Here is a 13,706-nt window from a genome sequence, read left to right as displayed (position 1 = left end):
GGCGCTCCTGGCTGTGGCGCGGATACTCGGCCACCTGTGGTGAGGATCGGGCGCTCGCAGATGCGGGAGGTCGGGCGATCTCGCACCCCCTGTTGCCCATGGCGGTCTCCGACTACCGTGAAAGGACGATCTTGGGTATGAGCCCGAACGGTGCACAGAGGAGGTGCTCAGTGGCACGTCACGAGCAGAAGGTCACGGTCGAGGGCCATCGACTGACATTGAGCAATCTGAACAAGGTCCTCTACCCGGAGACCAAGACGACCAAGGGTGAGATCCTCGACTACTGCGCCACCATCGCGCCGCATCTCATCCGTCATGCTCGGGACCGGATCGCCACACGCAAACGCTGGGTCGACGGGGTCGGCACTCCCGATGACCCCGGGGACGTGTTCTTCGAGAAGAACCTGCCCGAATCCGCCCCGTCATGGATCCGCTCGCGCGCGATCCGACACAGCACCGGCACCAAACGCTACCCCTTGGTCAACGATCTCGCGACGCTGACCTACCTCACTCAGATGGCCGCGCTCGAGATCCATGTGCCGCAGTGGACGGTGCGCGCCGGAGCGAAGGACCCCGGAACGATCGATTCGGAGACCCGCTTCCCCGACCGGATGGTCTTCGACCTCGATCCGGGCCCCGGTCGCGGCCTGGCCGACTGCATCGAGGTGGCTCAGCTCGTCCGCGAACTGCTCGAGGGCATGGGCCTCGACGCATACCCGGTGACCAGCGGTTCCAAAGGCGTCCACCTCTATGCACCGCTGGACGGGTCGGTGAGCTCGCAGCAGGTCTCCGATGTCGCCCATGAGCTCGCCCGCAGCCTGGAGGCCGACCACAACGATCTCATCGTCTCGGCGATGAAGAAGACGCTGCGGGAGAACAAGGTGCTCATCGATTGGTCGCAGAACTCAGCGGCCAAGACCACGGTCGCCCCGTATTCGCTGCGCGGACGCTTCACCCCCATGGTCGCCGCTCCCCGCAGCTGGGACGAGTTCGATGATCCGGCCGCGGTCGAGCAGGTGCGTTTCGAGGAGGTCCTCGACCGCGTGGACGACTTCGGGGATCTTCTCGAACCCCTCGCCGAGGCGGTCGGAGGAACCGCCTCGGCGCCGGAGCCCGGAGCCGGTTCGGAGCCCCAATCCGACCCGATGTCGGACGAGGCCCCAGAGGTCGTGCGCGACCGACTGGAGGTCTACCGGTCCAAACGGGATCCGAAGCGCACGAGCGAACCCGTGCCAGCGAAACAGGGAACGAGCGGGGACGGACTGACCTTCGTCATCCAGGAACACCATGCGAGGAGCCTCCACTGGGACTTCCGACTCGAACACGACGGTGTGCTGGTCTCCTGGGCCCTGCCGAAGGGGCCGCCGACGGACCCGGGGAAGAACCACCTGGCGGTACAGACCGAGGACCATCCCCTCGAATACGGCAGCTTCGAAGGCACGATCCCGAAAGGGGAGTACGGAGCCGGCGACGTGGAGATCTGGGACTCCGGAACCTGCGACATCGAGAAGTGGCAGGAGGGCAAGGAGGTCATCGCGGTCCTCCACGGGCGTGAGGACGGCGGCCTCGGGGCAGTGCGGCGGTTCGCACTGTTCAACACCGGGGGCCACGGTCCGAACAAGGACCCGGAGAAGAACTGGATGATCCACCTCATGGAGGACGAATCGACGAATCACGGATCGAAGAAGGAGGCTCTGCCCACAGATCTGTCTCCGATGCTTGCGAGCATCGGCGACATCGATTCCGTGCGCAGGGAAGCCGAGGACTGGGCCTTCGAGATGAAGTGGGACGGCATCCGCGCTCTGGCGAGGGTGCAGCCGGGTGACGGGGACCGCAACGGCAGCGTTGAGCTGACCAGCCGCAACGGTCGTGACATGACGAGCACTTATCCGGAGCTTCGCGAGTTGGTCGACTGTGTCGATGTCGACTGCGTCCTCGACGGGGAGATCGTCGCTCTCGGACAGGGCAGCAGACCGGATTTCGGGAGACTCCAGCGCAGAATGGGGTTGAGCCGGGAGAGCGATGTCGAACGAGAGCGGAGACGCACCCCGGTTTACCTCATGCTCTTCGACGTCCTCCATGCCGACGGATCCTCGTTGCTGCGGAAACCGTACACGGAACGTCGCGAACGTCTGTTCGAACTCGTGGCCGAAAGTGACCACATCCAGGTGCCCGATGCTTTTGAAGGCAGCGTCGATGCAGCATTCGAATCCAGCCGGAAGCTTCGCCTCGAAGGGGTGATGGCGAAGCGGACCGACAGCATCTATCTTCCCGGAAAGCGCACTCGCACCTGGGCCAAGCTCAAGCATGCCTCGACCCGAGATGTCATCATTGTCGGCTGGCGGACCGGAGAAGGCGAACGCTCTGACAGCTTCGCCTCATTGTTGGTCGCCGCCCACGACGGCGACGACCTCGTCTACCTGGGGCGTGTGGGCACCGGGTTCGACGAGGCCGCCCTGCGGAGTCTGCGTTCCAGTCTCGATCGCCGGTCTCGGAAGACGCCGGCGCTCACGGTGCCGGCTGCTGAGTCGCGAGATGCCCACTGGGTGCGACCCGACCTCGTCGGGGAGGTCCGGTTCTCGGGCCTGACCGAGGCCGGGCGCCTGCGGCACCCGGTCTGGCGCGGCCTGCGCTCCGACATCGACTCAGAGGATGTGCGGGGCTGAGCTTCCTTTGGAAGGTGGGCAGTCGCCTGAGACCGATCAGCTCTGCGAGGCGGATTCCGACCGAGTGTCGCCGGCGTATCGGAGCGGTGTGAGCTCCCAATAGGTGCCGCAGCGCCACAGCCATTCCAGGGGACCGTAGCGGAAATAGCGCAGCCACACCGTGGAGAATGCGCACTGGGCAATGATGATGACTGCCCAGACGATGAGCGCGGCAGCCGCGGATACATGTCCGTGAGCGGTCAGGTGCGGGATGACCAGCACGCAGACCACGGTCTGTCCCAGATAGTTCGAGAACGCCATCCGACCGTACAGACGCAGAAAGGACAGGCTCTTTCGGCCGAGTTGGGTGCGCAGCAGAAGGATGAGACCGGTGATGTACATGAGACCGGGGACCAAAGCGGTGCGGAAGGCGATCTCGTGAGCCTCGGTCGATCCGGTCCCGGCAGCGGTGGTCCAGATCCAGATCGGCACCGAGCCGAGGAGGCTGAGGATGAAGAGTCCCGTGACCGGGATTCGAGTCGCTGCGGAGTACAGGCCGAGACCGGTCAGCCAGAACCCCAGCATCATGTGCCCCAGAGTCCGGACGTACGACAGGATGGGAAACAGCAGCGTCGGCGGGTCGAGATCGCCGAGGCTCGACGCCAGCTGCAGCACGTCGGGAACCGTCGCCGCCGCGACGCCGAGAATCACGAAGGCCCAGCGCGGCAGCCGAGTCAGCGGCAGAAGCAAGAGCGCGAGGACGCCGTAGGAGGCGAGCACATCGATGCCTCCGAGGGCTGAGTTGATGATGCCGGCTGCGATGAGGATGATCATCCGTCGGACGTAGACCCAAGTCGAACGATGCTTCGCGCGCAGCCTGCTCAGGAAGATGTGCATGCCGGTGCCGAACAGGAAGGCGAAGACGAAATGGAACTTGCCTAGGGCGATGTCGTCGACGACCTGCCAGATCACTGCGTCTATGCCGACGGGATCCTCTGTCTGCCCGGCTTGGGACAGGAAGTAGCCTAAGTTGATGAGCAGAATGCCGGCGATGGCGATGCCGCGGATGACATCGATCGAGACGATGCGGTCTTGCGGATTCGACGGCTGCGTTCGATCGGCGGCAGATTTCGCGTGCGCGGGTTCGTGGATCACGCCGGGCCACGGTATCAGACTAGGTTCCTTGTCAGCGAAAGTCGCTGAATCCCGTGCTCAGACCGAACGGAACGTTCCCGCATCGGCCCTCGCCCAGTCGCGGCTCCAGGACTCGGGCGGCTGCGTCAGCAGCTCTCCCGGCTCGAGCCAGTCGAAGAGCTCGGCGTACGACACGTGTTCATTGCGGCCGAGGTTGCAGTGGAGCTGCTGCGGGGAGAGTTCGGAAGGATCGCTGACGCCCATGGATGCCATGATCTCCACGGCCTGCTGCACGGTCGCCTCCTGGTAGTTCCGCACCCGCTCACTCTTGTCACCCACATGCAGGGCCCTCTGCCGTTTGGGGTCCTGGGTGGTGACGCCGACAGGGCACTGTCCGGTATGGCAGATCTGAGCCTGAATGCAGCCGACGGCCATCATCATGGCGCGGGCCGAGTTCGTATAGTCTGCCCCCTGGATGAGGCGTTTGACGATGTCGTTGCCCGCGGCGACCTTCCCGCTGGCGCCGACGCGGATCCGATCCCGCAAGCCCGTTCCGACCAGCGCGTTGTGGACGGTGAGCAGGCCGTCGGTGAGCGGAGTCCCCACGTGATCCTCGTACTCGAGGGGAGCGGCTCCCGTGCCGCCCTCGGAACCGTCGACGATGATGAAGTCGGGTGCGGTTCCGACTTCGAGCATCGCCTTGCAGATCGCGAGCACATCTGTGCGGGATCCCACGCAGAGTTTGAATCCCGTGGGCTTGCCGCCCGAGAGTTCGCGTATCCGGGCGATGAACTCGATGAGTTCGACCGGGGTGCTGAAGACGCTGTGGGCGGCCGGGCTCACGCACTTCTCGCCTTGCGGGACGCCGCGGGTTCGGGCGATCTCGGCGTTGACCTTCGCCGCGGGCAGGACGCCTCCGATTCCGGGTTTCGCACCCTGGCTCAGTTTGAGTGAGACGCACTTGACCTGGTCGCGGGAGCTCTGGTCGGCGAACTGGGCGGGGTCGAAGTCGCCGCTGTCGGTCCGGGCGCCGAAATAGCCCGAACCGATCTCCCAGACGAGGTCGCCGCCGTTCTCGAGGTGGTAGTCGGAGATCCCGCCTTCACCGGTGTCATGGGCGAAGCCGCCGAGTTCGGCACCGCGGTTGAGCGCCCTGACGGCGTTGGGCGACAGGGAGCCGAAGCTCATGGCCGAGACGTTGAGCAGCGCCATGCTGTAGGGCTTCGTACAGTCCGGCCCACCTACCTGCACACGAGGCGTCTGGTCCGGAACCGCGACGGGAGCGGTGGAGTGGATGAGGAATTCGTAGCCGGCGGAGTTGACGTCCCGTTCGGTGCCGAAAGCGAGCTCTCCGTGGATTCCCTTCGCACGTTCGTAGACGAGGGAGCGGATGTCTCTATCGAAAGGGCGTCCGTCCCAGTTGCGTTCGATGAAGTACTGCTGGAGTTCGGGTCGGAGAGTCTCCAACAGGAATCGTAGATGACCGACTACCGGGTAGTTGCGCAGAATAGAGTGCTTGCGCTGAAGCAGGTCGTACGCGGCCACGCCGACGATGGCGAGGACCACCGCACCGAGGACCCACCATGCCCACGGTCCGACGGCGGCTGCCCAGGCGACCGCGATGAGCGCGATGAGTGTCGACGTGATCAGCAGAAAACGTCCCATGAGTCCTCCTCAGACTGGAATCCGAGCCGAGGTCGAGCTGCCCCGCTCTCTCACTCCATCGTGGACCTCCGACCGGTGCTTGGGAAGCGGCGGCGACGTCAGTGGGAAACCTGCTTGTCACCGCTGCCGGTGTCATCGTCGGTGCCGTTGTCGTTGAAGCCGATGAGGTCGTAGCCCATCTCGGCGAGCTCTTCGTCTTCGGAGCCAGGTGGAGTGGCACCGTCGATGGGTCGGCCGGCTGTCTCATTGAAGAAGCGGATGCCGATGAGTCCGATGAGACCGGCGGCGACGAGGTAGACGGCGGGGAAGAGTTCGAAACCGGTCTTCTGGATGACGAAGGTATTCACTGCCGCGGTCGTGCCGCCGAAGATCGCGGTGGAGATGTTGTAGCCGATGGCGAACCCGGAGAAGCGCACTTGTGTGGGGAAGATCGCCGGCAGGGTCGCCGAGACACACGATTGGAGCATCACCTGGAGCAGGGCGATGATGCCCAATCCCAGGATCTGCAGGCCGGCGCCCTCAGCCTGAATGAGCAGGAACGCGGGGAGGGAGAGGACGATGAACCCGATCGCCGAGGTGTAGAGGACCGGTTTGCGCCCGATTGTGTCGGTCAGCCGGCCCAAAGGTGTGATGACGACCATCATCGCCGCGAGCACAATGACGAGCGTGAAGTTGCTCTCGACCTCCGAATGGCCCAATGTGCTGCTGAGGTAGGTGGGCATATACGTGAGCACCATGTACTGGCCGATGTTGAGCAGGACCACGAAAGCCATGAGCATGGTGATCTGCTTCGAGTAACCGCGGAAGAGATCTCGGAAGGGCTTCTTCGTCGTCTGCTGTCGGCTCGTCGCCGCGGAGAACGCCTCGGGCTCATCGAGTTTCATCCGAAGCCACAGGGCGATGCCGCCGAGCGGGAGTGTGAGCAGGAACGGCAGCCGCCACCAGCCGGCATCCATGCCGTCGCTGCCGACGAGGACGAGCAGAACGGTGCAGACCAGGGCCGCCGAGGCGGTACCGGCCAGAGTGCCGAGTTCGAGGAACGACCCGCAGAAGCCCCGGCGCTTATCAGGGGCCGACTCTGCCATGTAGACAGCAGCACCACCGTATTCTCCACCCGTGGAGAAGCCTTGGACCATCCTGCACAGCAGCAGGAGGATGGGAGCGAACGCACCCAGCGTGGCATAGGTCGGCAGGATGCCGATCAGCGTCGTCGGGATGGTCATCATGATGATGGTGAGAACCATGATGTGCTGGCGCCCCACCTTGTCGCCGAGGGGGCCCAGGACGAAGCCGCCCAAGGGACGGAAGACGAAGGAGAGGGCGAGGAAGGCGAAGGTGAGCGCCACACCCCACTCGCCGGGGAAGAACGCATTGGCGATGTAGACGGAGACGTAGGAGTAGACACCGTAGTCGAACCATTCGACGGCATTTCCGAGGGCGGAGCCGCTGATGGCTCGTCTGAGTGTGCGTCTGTCTCCGGGCGGCATCGTCTTGATGTCGATGCCGTCGGGCGTGGGGATCTTCTCATCGGACTCGTTCACGGCGTCTGTCCTCCCGTCTGCGATTGTCTCTGTTCCGTAATGTCTCAACGGCTTCTGGCCGGCAGGTTAGCACTGTGACCAGGGCTGCTGCGCCCCCTTACGGGAACGCGGCAACTGCGTTAGTCTCGGGAGACCTGTGACATCAGCATTAGTGAGGAGCAGACAGTGAATACACCTGAGAGCATCGCGTACACCGCTCGCGCGGAGATCACCGGCGGCCGGGACGGACACGGCGCCACCGATGACAAGATGGTCGACGTCGACCTGCGCACACCGAAGGAACAGGGCGGACCGGGCGGCGGCACCAACCCCGAACAGCTCTTCGCCGTCGGCTACGGGGCCTGCTTCCAGGGCGCACTCGGGCTGGCGGGCAAGGAACAGGGCGTCGACACCTCGAAGTCCGTCGTCAACTCGCAGGTCGGGATCGGCAAAGAGGGTGAGAGCTTCGGCCTGTCGGTGAGACTCGAGGTGAGCATCCCCGGTGTGGACCCCGAGACTGCGCAGAAGCTCGTCGACCGCACCCATGAGCTCTGCCCCTATTCGAAGGCCACTCGCGGCAACATCCCCGTCGAGGTCGTCGCGGTCTGAGACCGGTCGAGGACTTCAGCCCTCCTCGTCGTCCTCTTCGTCGAGGGTGCTGAAGTCCTCCACCTCGCGGGGAGATCCTGCGACGAGGATCTCGTCGTTGGCATAGAGAGTGACATCCTGATCAGCGATGTTCCAGGTGTCCTCACCGTCGCGTCTGAATGCGACGACACTGATCCCGTACTCGCGTCTGATGTCGAAGGACGCCAGCGGTGAATCCGAGATGCGCACTGGCGGGGCGGTGCGAGCCAGCACGAAATCTTCGCTGACTGACATGAAGTCGGACATGTGTCCGCGGATGAGATGCGCTGTCCGTCGCCCCATATCGTTCTCGGGACGGATCACATTGTCGATGCCCAACTGTCCGAGGATGTCCGCATGAGTCTGGCTGACGGCTTTGGCCCAGATATGCTGATTCCCGATCTTGAGGACCTTCGAAGCGACGAGGATGCCGGCTTCGACGTCGTTGCCGATGGCGATCACCACTCGGCTGACCTCCTCGATGCCGACCTGGCGCAGAACGGTCTCATCCGTCGCATCCGTCCGGGAGACGAAGGCCAGTTTGTCAGAGTATTGGGCCACGACCGCCTCGTCGATGTCGATGCCGATGACGTCGACGCCGTAGGCGGCCAGTTCTGTGGCCAGTGATCCGCCGAAGCGGCCCAGCCCGATGACGGCCACCGCCCCGTCCCTGGCCAGGGGGTGGGGGTTGCCCAAGAAGAACGCCGCAGGTCGTGTGCGCCACTTTCTGCTCTTCATCTCCGGTCTCCTTTCCGAGAGTGCGTGGGGTCTGGCTGGGAGGCAGCGGTGCCGGTCACCCGGCTCAGCCGATGAGCGGCCGTTCGACCGGAAGCTCGTAGCGGATGGCGCGGGCCCGCAGTGCCAGTCCGGAAGCGACGGTCACCGGACCCAGTCGCCCCAGGATCATCACTGTGATGAGGACGGCTTGACTCGTTCCGGGCAGTCCGGCGGTGATGCCGGTCGACAGGCCGACGTTGCCGAAGCCGGAGATGACCTCGAAGAGGAGTCGGCCGAGTCCGGGCCGCGGGTCGTCGAGCATGAGGACGATGGTGGCTGTGGCGATGAGCGCGAGAGCCAGAACGATCACCGTCGCCGCCTGTCGGTACGCCGAACGTGCCACACGGGATCCGAAGAGGTTCGTTGCCGTGCCTCCGGAGATCTCTGCCCAGGTCATCGCCAGCAGCACGAGAACAGTGGTGATCTTCACGCCACCCGCGGTTCCCGCCGGGCCTCCGCCGACGAACATCAGGATGTCCATGACGAACCAGGTGGCGGGGTGCAGCTGCGCGAAATCGACCGTGCTGAAGCCCGCCGTGCGTGTGGTCGTCGATTGGAATGCGGCCACCTGCAGTTTGTCCCACCAGTCAAATCGTCCCAGAGTGCCGGGATTGTTCCATTCGACGGCGGCGATGAACACCGTGCCGGCAAGGAGCAGAACGGGAGTGGCGGCGACCATCGCACGCGTCGTCATGCTCCACGCCAGCGGAGTCCGGTAGCGGCGGACGATCTCGATGAGCACCGGATAGCCGAGTCCGCCGAGGATGATGGCCGCGGCGACGGGACCACAGACGAAGGGATCGGTGGCGTAGCCGGCGAGACTGTCGGATCTGAGACCGAAGCCGGCGTTGTTGAAAGCCGAGACTGCATGGAAGACCGCGTCCCACGCCGCGTTTCCGGCTTCTTCGCCGTAGTGGGTGGAGAAGCGAAGGAACAGCATCGTGGCAACGGCCGCCTCGGTGGCGACGGTGAGACCGATGATCCGCAGAACCATGGGTCGGACGCCTCCGATATCGGAGCTTTTGGCCTCGGCGGCGGCCGACTCGCGGAGCCTGAGCCCGACCTTTCCCGCGACGAGCATGGCCAGAAGAGTCGTGAGCAGCAGGACGCCGAGGCCGCCGATCTGGATGAGACCGAGGATCACGGCCTGGCCGAAGAACGTGTAGTCGCTGCCGGTCGAGAGCACCTCCAGGCCCGTGACGCTGATCGCGGAAGTGGCGGTGAAGAGCGCAGACAGCACTGAGATGCCGCCGGGAGTGGACGTCGCTGCGGGCAGCATCAGCAGGCCTGTGCCGAGGATCAGAGCCGCAAGGTAGGTCACTACTACACGGTCGATGGCGTTGCGATGAGGATGATGCGCGGTCGGCATGCTATCGACCCCGAATGGCCTCTGCCATTGTCGTCATAGCTTCAACAGTACCGATGTTCCTCCGGGCCACAAGGGGGTCTGTTCGGTACTCGTGCCTCGGGGCGTCTAAGGTCCTGTCGCAGGTCCGGACAGACCAGAGCCCCGGCGAACCGGGGCTCTGTCTAGACGTCATTGAAGACGTTGGAGAAGCATCTCCTTGCCTTGCTGGCCGGCCGTACGGTTGTTCTCCTGGATCTTCCTGAACCAGTCGGCGAGTTCCTCATCGCCCTGTTCCCGAGCATCCTGGACGTAGGTCTCGAGCTTCCACACATTGCTCAATGACGCTTCGATCGCCCAGATGAGGTTGTAGTTCTTGTCCTTGACCGGGCTGCTGATGTCGGTGGCCATCGTAATCATCTCCTTAGCGCTCTGCGGGGCTTCTGCTCCCGCTGAGATGATCCACGCTACGGATGGAATCTCGGCCACGACAGGGGTTATCGACCACGCTGTCTCTTGTTACCGTGTGGAGGAAGTGTGTCTGATCGTCTGTTCCGTCATCGCTGACAGCAGATCGGCACGCGGTCGGCTCACGGGCGGATCGCCCGTTCCTCGGCGCTGTGCCCGGGGCTGAGGTCTCCCAGTTGTGAAGGGCGCAGCGACGCGAAGCCGCCCTTCGTCTCGGTCGCAAGCACACGGGCCGTGAGGCAGACGTGATCGCCTCCGTCGTCGAGCATCGTGATGCGTTCGACGATGAGGCGATTCGGCAGGTCCGCGAGCAAGGGCACCCCATCCTCGGTGACGGTGAAGTCAAGACCGGCGAACTTGTCCGTCTCCGATCCGGAGCGCGACCCGAAGAACCGGGCCAGCTCACTGTCCCCGGTGGTAGGGAAATGGACGGCGAAACGCTCGGAACGCAGCGCCACCCGGTAGGTGTGATTGGCTTTCGACAGCCAGAAGCAGTAATGCTCCGGATCGATGCTCGCCTGCGAATGGAATCCGACCAGACAGCCGGCCCGTTCGCCCTCCGCCGAGGTGGTGACGACGATGAGTGGGGAATCGACCGATCCAATGAGGTCCTCGATGGTGTTCATGAGCCGTTTCCGTCAGGCGGTTTCGCCTCGTAGCGGAGGAAGAGGGTGTCATCGGCGACCATCGTCGACTTCAGCGAGAACTGTGCGATCCCGGCACCGGGCGGCGCAATGCTCACCGGCAGCGGATCACCACCCATCATCGGTGAGATCGACAGGCACAGTTCGTCGAGTCGGTCCGCTGCGACGAGCTCCCCGAGCCACCGGGGTCCGCCTTCGCAGAGCACGACCCGGTAGCCGAGCCCGGCGAGAGCCTGCAGAGCCTCCGCTGGTTCGACACGGTCAACACCTGCGATGATGATTGTGGCGACCTTTTCTGCGTCTGCCAGCCGCTGCGGGTCGGCCTTGGCACACGTGATGACGATGGTGCGTGCGTGTTCGGGGGCTCCAGTGAAGACCTGTGACGACCAGTCGAGGTCGAGGCTGCGACTGACAATGGCCACCGGTGGCATCTCGGACTGGCCCCGCATTCGACGCTGTTCTCGGGCGGACTCGTCCAGGTGCATCGGGGCATAGCCTTCATTGCGGATGGTCTGAGCACCGACCATGACGACATCGGCGATCTGCCGCATCCGTCGAAAGAGGTCCTGGTCGGGCTCTGTCGACAGCGCGCCGACGCGCCCGTGGATGGCAGCGGTGCCGTCGAGACCGGCGACCATGTGACCGGTCACCCAGCATTCGTGCCGCGGCTGGGAGCGGTTGACCTCGAGATAGGGTGTCAGCGGGTCCGGGATCGGGGTGCCGCGTTCGAGAGGCTCCATTCGTGCAGTCTACTCAACGTCGCGGGCACTCGCGGCGGTGATTTTCCGACCCTCTCCCGGATCCCGCTGTTTGATCATCGGTGCGAGGAACTCAGTCAGTCCAGGCGTCGTCGGTGAAGTAGCCGTCGATGAACCTGGGCAGGCGCTGCCCGTCCTTCGAAGTCTCGAGCGTGTACGGGGCGACGTGGAAGCCGGCCTTGTCGAGCTCGCGCATCTTGTTCGTCGGCAGGTTCTTGCTCGGTCCCACCCATTCGATTCCGGCGTCCTTGATCTCGGCCGGTGATTCCTTCGGCATGGTCGAGCCCATGAGGTAGAGCGAGGTGTATCCGCGGTCGGCGATCGTCTTCGCCGCTTCGAAATCGAAGGACTGGACGACGAGCGAGTCCTTGAGTCCGCGTTCGTCGAATTCGTCGAGGACCCGGTCGACCTCCTTGGGGGTGGCCCCGGGCTTGATCTCGGGAACCATGACGACCTCGCCGCCCATCTCGTCGAGGAGTTCGTCGAGAGTGACAGTGGCGGCTTCCTCTCCGCCGGCCGGGTGCTTGATCGTGGCCGAGTCCCATTCCTCACGGCTGAGGTCCCGGATGGGTCCGGTCACGCCGTTGAGGGTGCGGTCTGCGGTGTCGTCGTGGATGAGGACGGGGGTGCCGTCTTCGAGGAACTGGATGTCCATCTCGGGGAGGAATCCGTCCTTCGCCGAGGCGGTGAATCCTTCCATGGATTCTTCCGGGTAGACGTTGGCGCCGCCTCGGTGGGAGATTGTCGTCGGGAATTCGATGTCGGCGACCTTGTCAGGGGCGGTGAAGCCGCTGGGGGAGTCGAGTCCCGGTGCTTCACCGGTGGATCCGAGCCCGGTGGCTGCCGCAGGGGCGAGGCCTGCACCGAAGGTGGCCGATGCCGCTAGAACGGCAGTGGCGAGAATCGTGAACGGACGGGTGCGTGTGGATTTCTCTCTCTGTGTATTCACGACCGCGACGCTACGAAGCGCAGGCGACCGTGCGGCAAAGGTGCTGTGAACGTCATCGGCAGAGTGGACGAACGGGTGGGAAATGAAAAATCTCGCCGAGGCGGCCGCCCACTGCCGTACGTCCGCATTCGCGGACATCGTGGTGAGGAACGTGCATCCCTGGTTTCGCACCCGACCGGACTCTATTCTTTGCGCTATGGTCACCGACCCCGCCCTCGGAAGCGTTCCGGTTGACCCTGTCGTCACACGGGGTCGCCAGGATGAAGAGGTGCTGCACAGATACGATCGCCCGGTTGCGTTCTATGTGTGGGCGACGGCGCTGCCGTGGGCGTTCTGGTTCGCGGCCGCCTACCTCAGTCATCTGCCGGAGCAGAATCAGACCGTGCTCGTCGGGACCCTGGTGCTGTCATTGGCGGGGCTGTTCGCCCCTCTCGCCGTGGTCGTCGCGTTTGTCCGGCATCGGCCGGAGTTGCGAGCCGACATCATCAACAGGTTGAAGTGGCCGAGTTTTGCGCGGTGGCCGTTCCTCGTCGCGGCGGTGTTCCTGGTTCCCGTGACCCTGATGGCAGCTCAAGGACTGTCACTGTTCTTCGGCTACGATCCCGGTCAGTTCAGATTGCGGGGAGGGTTCACCTTTTCGACGGGGCTGATGCCGGGCTGGGTGACGCTCATCGGGGCCGCCGTCATCGAAGAGCTCGCCTGGCACAGCTATGGCACCGACACCTTGGTGAGGAAGATGCGGGTGTTCTCGGCGTCGCTGCTCTTCACCCTCATCTGGGCGCTGTGGCATGTGCCGCTGTCGTTCATCGACGGCTATTACCAGAACGAGGTCGTCGAATCGGGTGTGCTGCAGACCTTGAACTTCCCGGTCTCGATGGTGGCGTTCGTGCTCGTGATGAACTGGCTGTATTTTCGGTGCGGACGCAGCATCCTCATCCCGGTGGTCTTCCACGCTTCGGCGAATATGTCCGCGGAGACTTTCATGACCGACCCGGACTCGAAGGTCATCCAGACGGGACTCATGCTCATCCTCTCGGCGATCATCATCGTCAGGGAACGCCGCCTGTTCTTCGACAGGCCGGGGTTACAGTGAACGGCCTCATGACCCGGAATCCGCCAAGGCTCATCGTGAAATGCACATCACCATTCGGTTGTGGTGTGTCGGCGGTCGGCT

Annotated in this window: 12 protein-coding genes; 3 read left to right on the top strand and 9 right to left on the bottom strand. The window is 64.1% G+C overall.

Annotated features, from left to right (window positions below):
• Nucleotides 1–170: 170 nt before the first annotated feature.
• Complete coding sequence (locus tag L1F31_RS14425) at nt 171–2,666, top strand: ATP-dependent DNA ligase (RefSeq protein ID WP_265417960.1); 2,496 nt, start codon at nt 171–173, stop codon at nt 2,664–2,666.
• A 36-nt stretch (nt 2,667–2,702) separates the two neighbouring features.
• Here the strand turns inward: L1F31_RS14425 and L1F31_RS14420 are convergent, their stop codons facing one another.
• The 3 genes from L1F31_RS14420 to L1F31_RS14410 all read right to left on the bottom strand — a co-directional run bounded on the left by L1F31_RS14420 (nt 2,703) and on the right by L1F31_RS14410 (nt 6,985).
• Nucleotides 2,703–3,800: a DUF418 domain-containing protein gene (locus L1F31_RS14420; protein ID WP_265417959.1), complete on the bottom strand. Its 1,098-nt coding sequence runs from the start codon at nt 3,798–3,800 to the stop codon at nt 2,703–2,705.
• 57 nt (nt 3,801–3,857) lie between these two features.
• Nucleotides 3,858–5,444, bottom strand: coding sequence for an FMN-binding glutamate synthase family protein (locus L1F31_RS14415; RefSeq protein ID WP_265417958.1), 1,587 nt, complete (start codon nt 5,442–5,444; stop codon nt 3,858–3,860).
• A 98-nt stretch (nt 5,445–5,542) separates the two neighbouring features.
• Nucleotides 5,543–6,985: an MFS transporter gene (locus tag L1F31_RS14410; protein ID WP_265417957.1), complete on the bottom strand. Its 1,443-nt coding sequence runs from the start codon at nt 6,983–6,985 to the stop codon at nt 5,543–5,545.
• A 165-nt stretch (nt 6,986–7,150) separates the two neighbouring features.
• On the opposite strand from L1F31_RS14410, the gene L1F31_RS14405 reads away from it, so the two are divergent.
• Nucleotides 7,151–7,573 carry an organic hydroperoxide resistance protein gene (locus L1F31_RS14405; RefSeq protein WP_167198675.1) on the top strand — a complete coding sequence of 141 codons (423 nt, stop codon included), beginning with the start codon at nt 7,151–7,153 and terminating at the stop codon, nt 7,571–7,573.
• Between the two features lie 15 nt (nt 7,574–7,588).
• On the opposite strand, the gene L1F31_RS14400 is transcribed toward L1F31_RS14405, so the two are convergent.
• The 6 genes from L1F31_RS14400 to L1F31_RS14375 form a co-directional block, all read right to left on the bottom strand.
• Complete coding sequence (locus tag L1F31_RS14400) at nt 7,589–8,329, bottom strand: potassium channel family protein (RefSeq protein WP_265417956.1); 741 nt, start codon at nt 8,327–8,329, stop codon at nt 7,589–7,591.
• A gap of 64 nt (nt 8,330–8,393) precedes the next feature.
• Nucleotides 8,394–9,689 carry a TrkH family potassium uptake protein gene (locus L1F31_RS14395; RefSeq protein WP_265417955.1) on the bottom strand — a complete coding sequence of 432 codons (1,296 nt, stop codon included), beginning with the start codon at nt 9,687–9,689 and terminating at the stop codon, nt 8,394–8,396.
• 216 nt (nt 9,690–9,905) lie between these two features.
• Nucleotides 9,906–10,124 carry a hypothetical protein gene (locus L1F31_RS14390; protein WP_167201047.1) on the bottom strand — a complete coding sequence of 73 codons (219 nt, stop codon included), beginning with the start codon at nt 10,122–10,124 and terminating at the stop codon, nt 9,906–9,908.
• A gap of 179 nt (nt 10,125–10,303) precedes the next feature.
• Nucleotides 10,304–10,807, bottom strand: coding sequence for a flavin reductase family protein (locus tag L1F31_RS14385; protein ID WP_265417954.1), 504 nt, complete (start codon nt 10,805–10,807; stop codon nt 10,304–10,306).
• Complete coding sequence (locus tag L1F31_RS14380; protein WP_265417953.1) at nt 10,804–11,565, bottom strand: pyrimidine reductase family protein; 762 nt, start codon at nt 11,563–11,565, stop codon at nt 10,804–10,806. The genes L1F31_RS14385 and L1F31_RS14380 overlap by 4 nt, the downstream gene beginning before the upstream one ends.
• 91 nt (nt 11,566–11,656) lie before the next feature.
• Entirely contained in the window at nt 11,657–12,532 is an 876-nt protein-coding gene (locus L1F31_RS14375) for a glycerophosphodiester phosphodiesterase (RefSeq protein WP_265417952.1), read from the bottom strand.
• A gap of 196 nt (nt 12,533–12,728) precedes the next feature.
• Between L1F31_RS14375 and L1F31_RS14370 the strand changes: the two genes are divergently transcribed.
• A complete protein-coding gene (locus L1F31_RS14370; protein WP_265417951.1) occupies nt 12,729–13,625 on the top strand; it encodes a CPBP family intramembrane glutamic endopeptidase in 897 nt (298 codons plus the stop codon).
• The last annotated feature ends 81 nt before the right edge of the window (nt 13,626–13,706 follow it).

Source organism: Brevibacterium spongiae, from assembly GCF_026168515.1.
Taxonomy (GTDB): Bacteria; Actinomycetota; Actinomycetes; order Actinomycetales; family Brevibacteriaceae; genus Brevibacterium; species Brevibacterium spongiae.
Note: the sequence above shows the minus strand (reverse complement) of the source record. Positions and strands in the feature narration are given on the sequence as shown.

What these genes read in the sequence shown, in the direction of transcription:
- L1F31_RS14415 (WP_265417958.1), bottom strand. Translation starts at nt 5,444, where the DNA reads ATGGGACGTTTTCTGCTGATCACGTCGACACTCATCGCGCTCATCGCG.
- L1F31_RS14400 (WP_265417956.1), bottom strand. Translation starts at nt 8,329, where the DNA reads ATGAAGAGCAGAAAGTGGCGCACACGACCTGCGGCGTTCTTCTTGGGC.
- L1F31_RS14390 (WP_167201047.1), bottom strand. Translation starts at nt 10,124, where the DNA reads ATGGCCACCGACATCAGCAGCCCGGTCAAGGACAAGAACTACAACCTC.
- L1F31_RS14385 (WP_265417954.1), bottom strand. Translation starts at nt 10,807, where the DNA reads ATGAACACCATCGAGGACCTCATTGGATCGGTCGATTCCCCACTCATC.
- L1F31_RS14380 (WP_265417953.1), bottom strand. Translation starts at nt 11,565, where the DNA reads ATGGAGCCTCTCGAACGCGGCACCCCGATCCCGGACCCGCTGACACCC.
- L1F31_RS14370 (WP_265417951.1), top strand. Translation starts at nt 12,729, where the DNA reads ATGGTCACCGACCCCGCCCTCGGAAGCGTTCCGGTTGACCCTGTCGTC.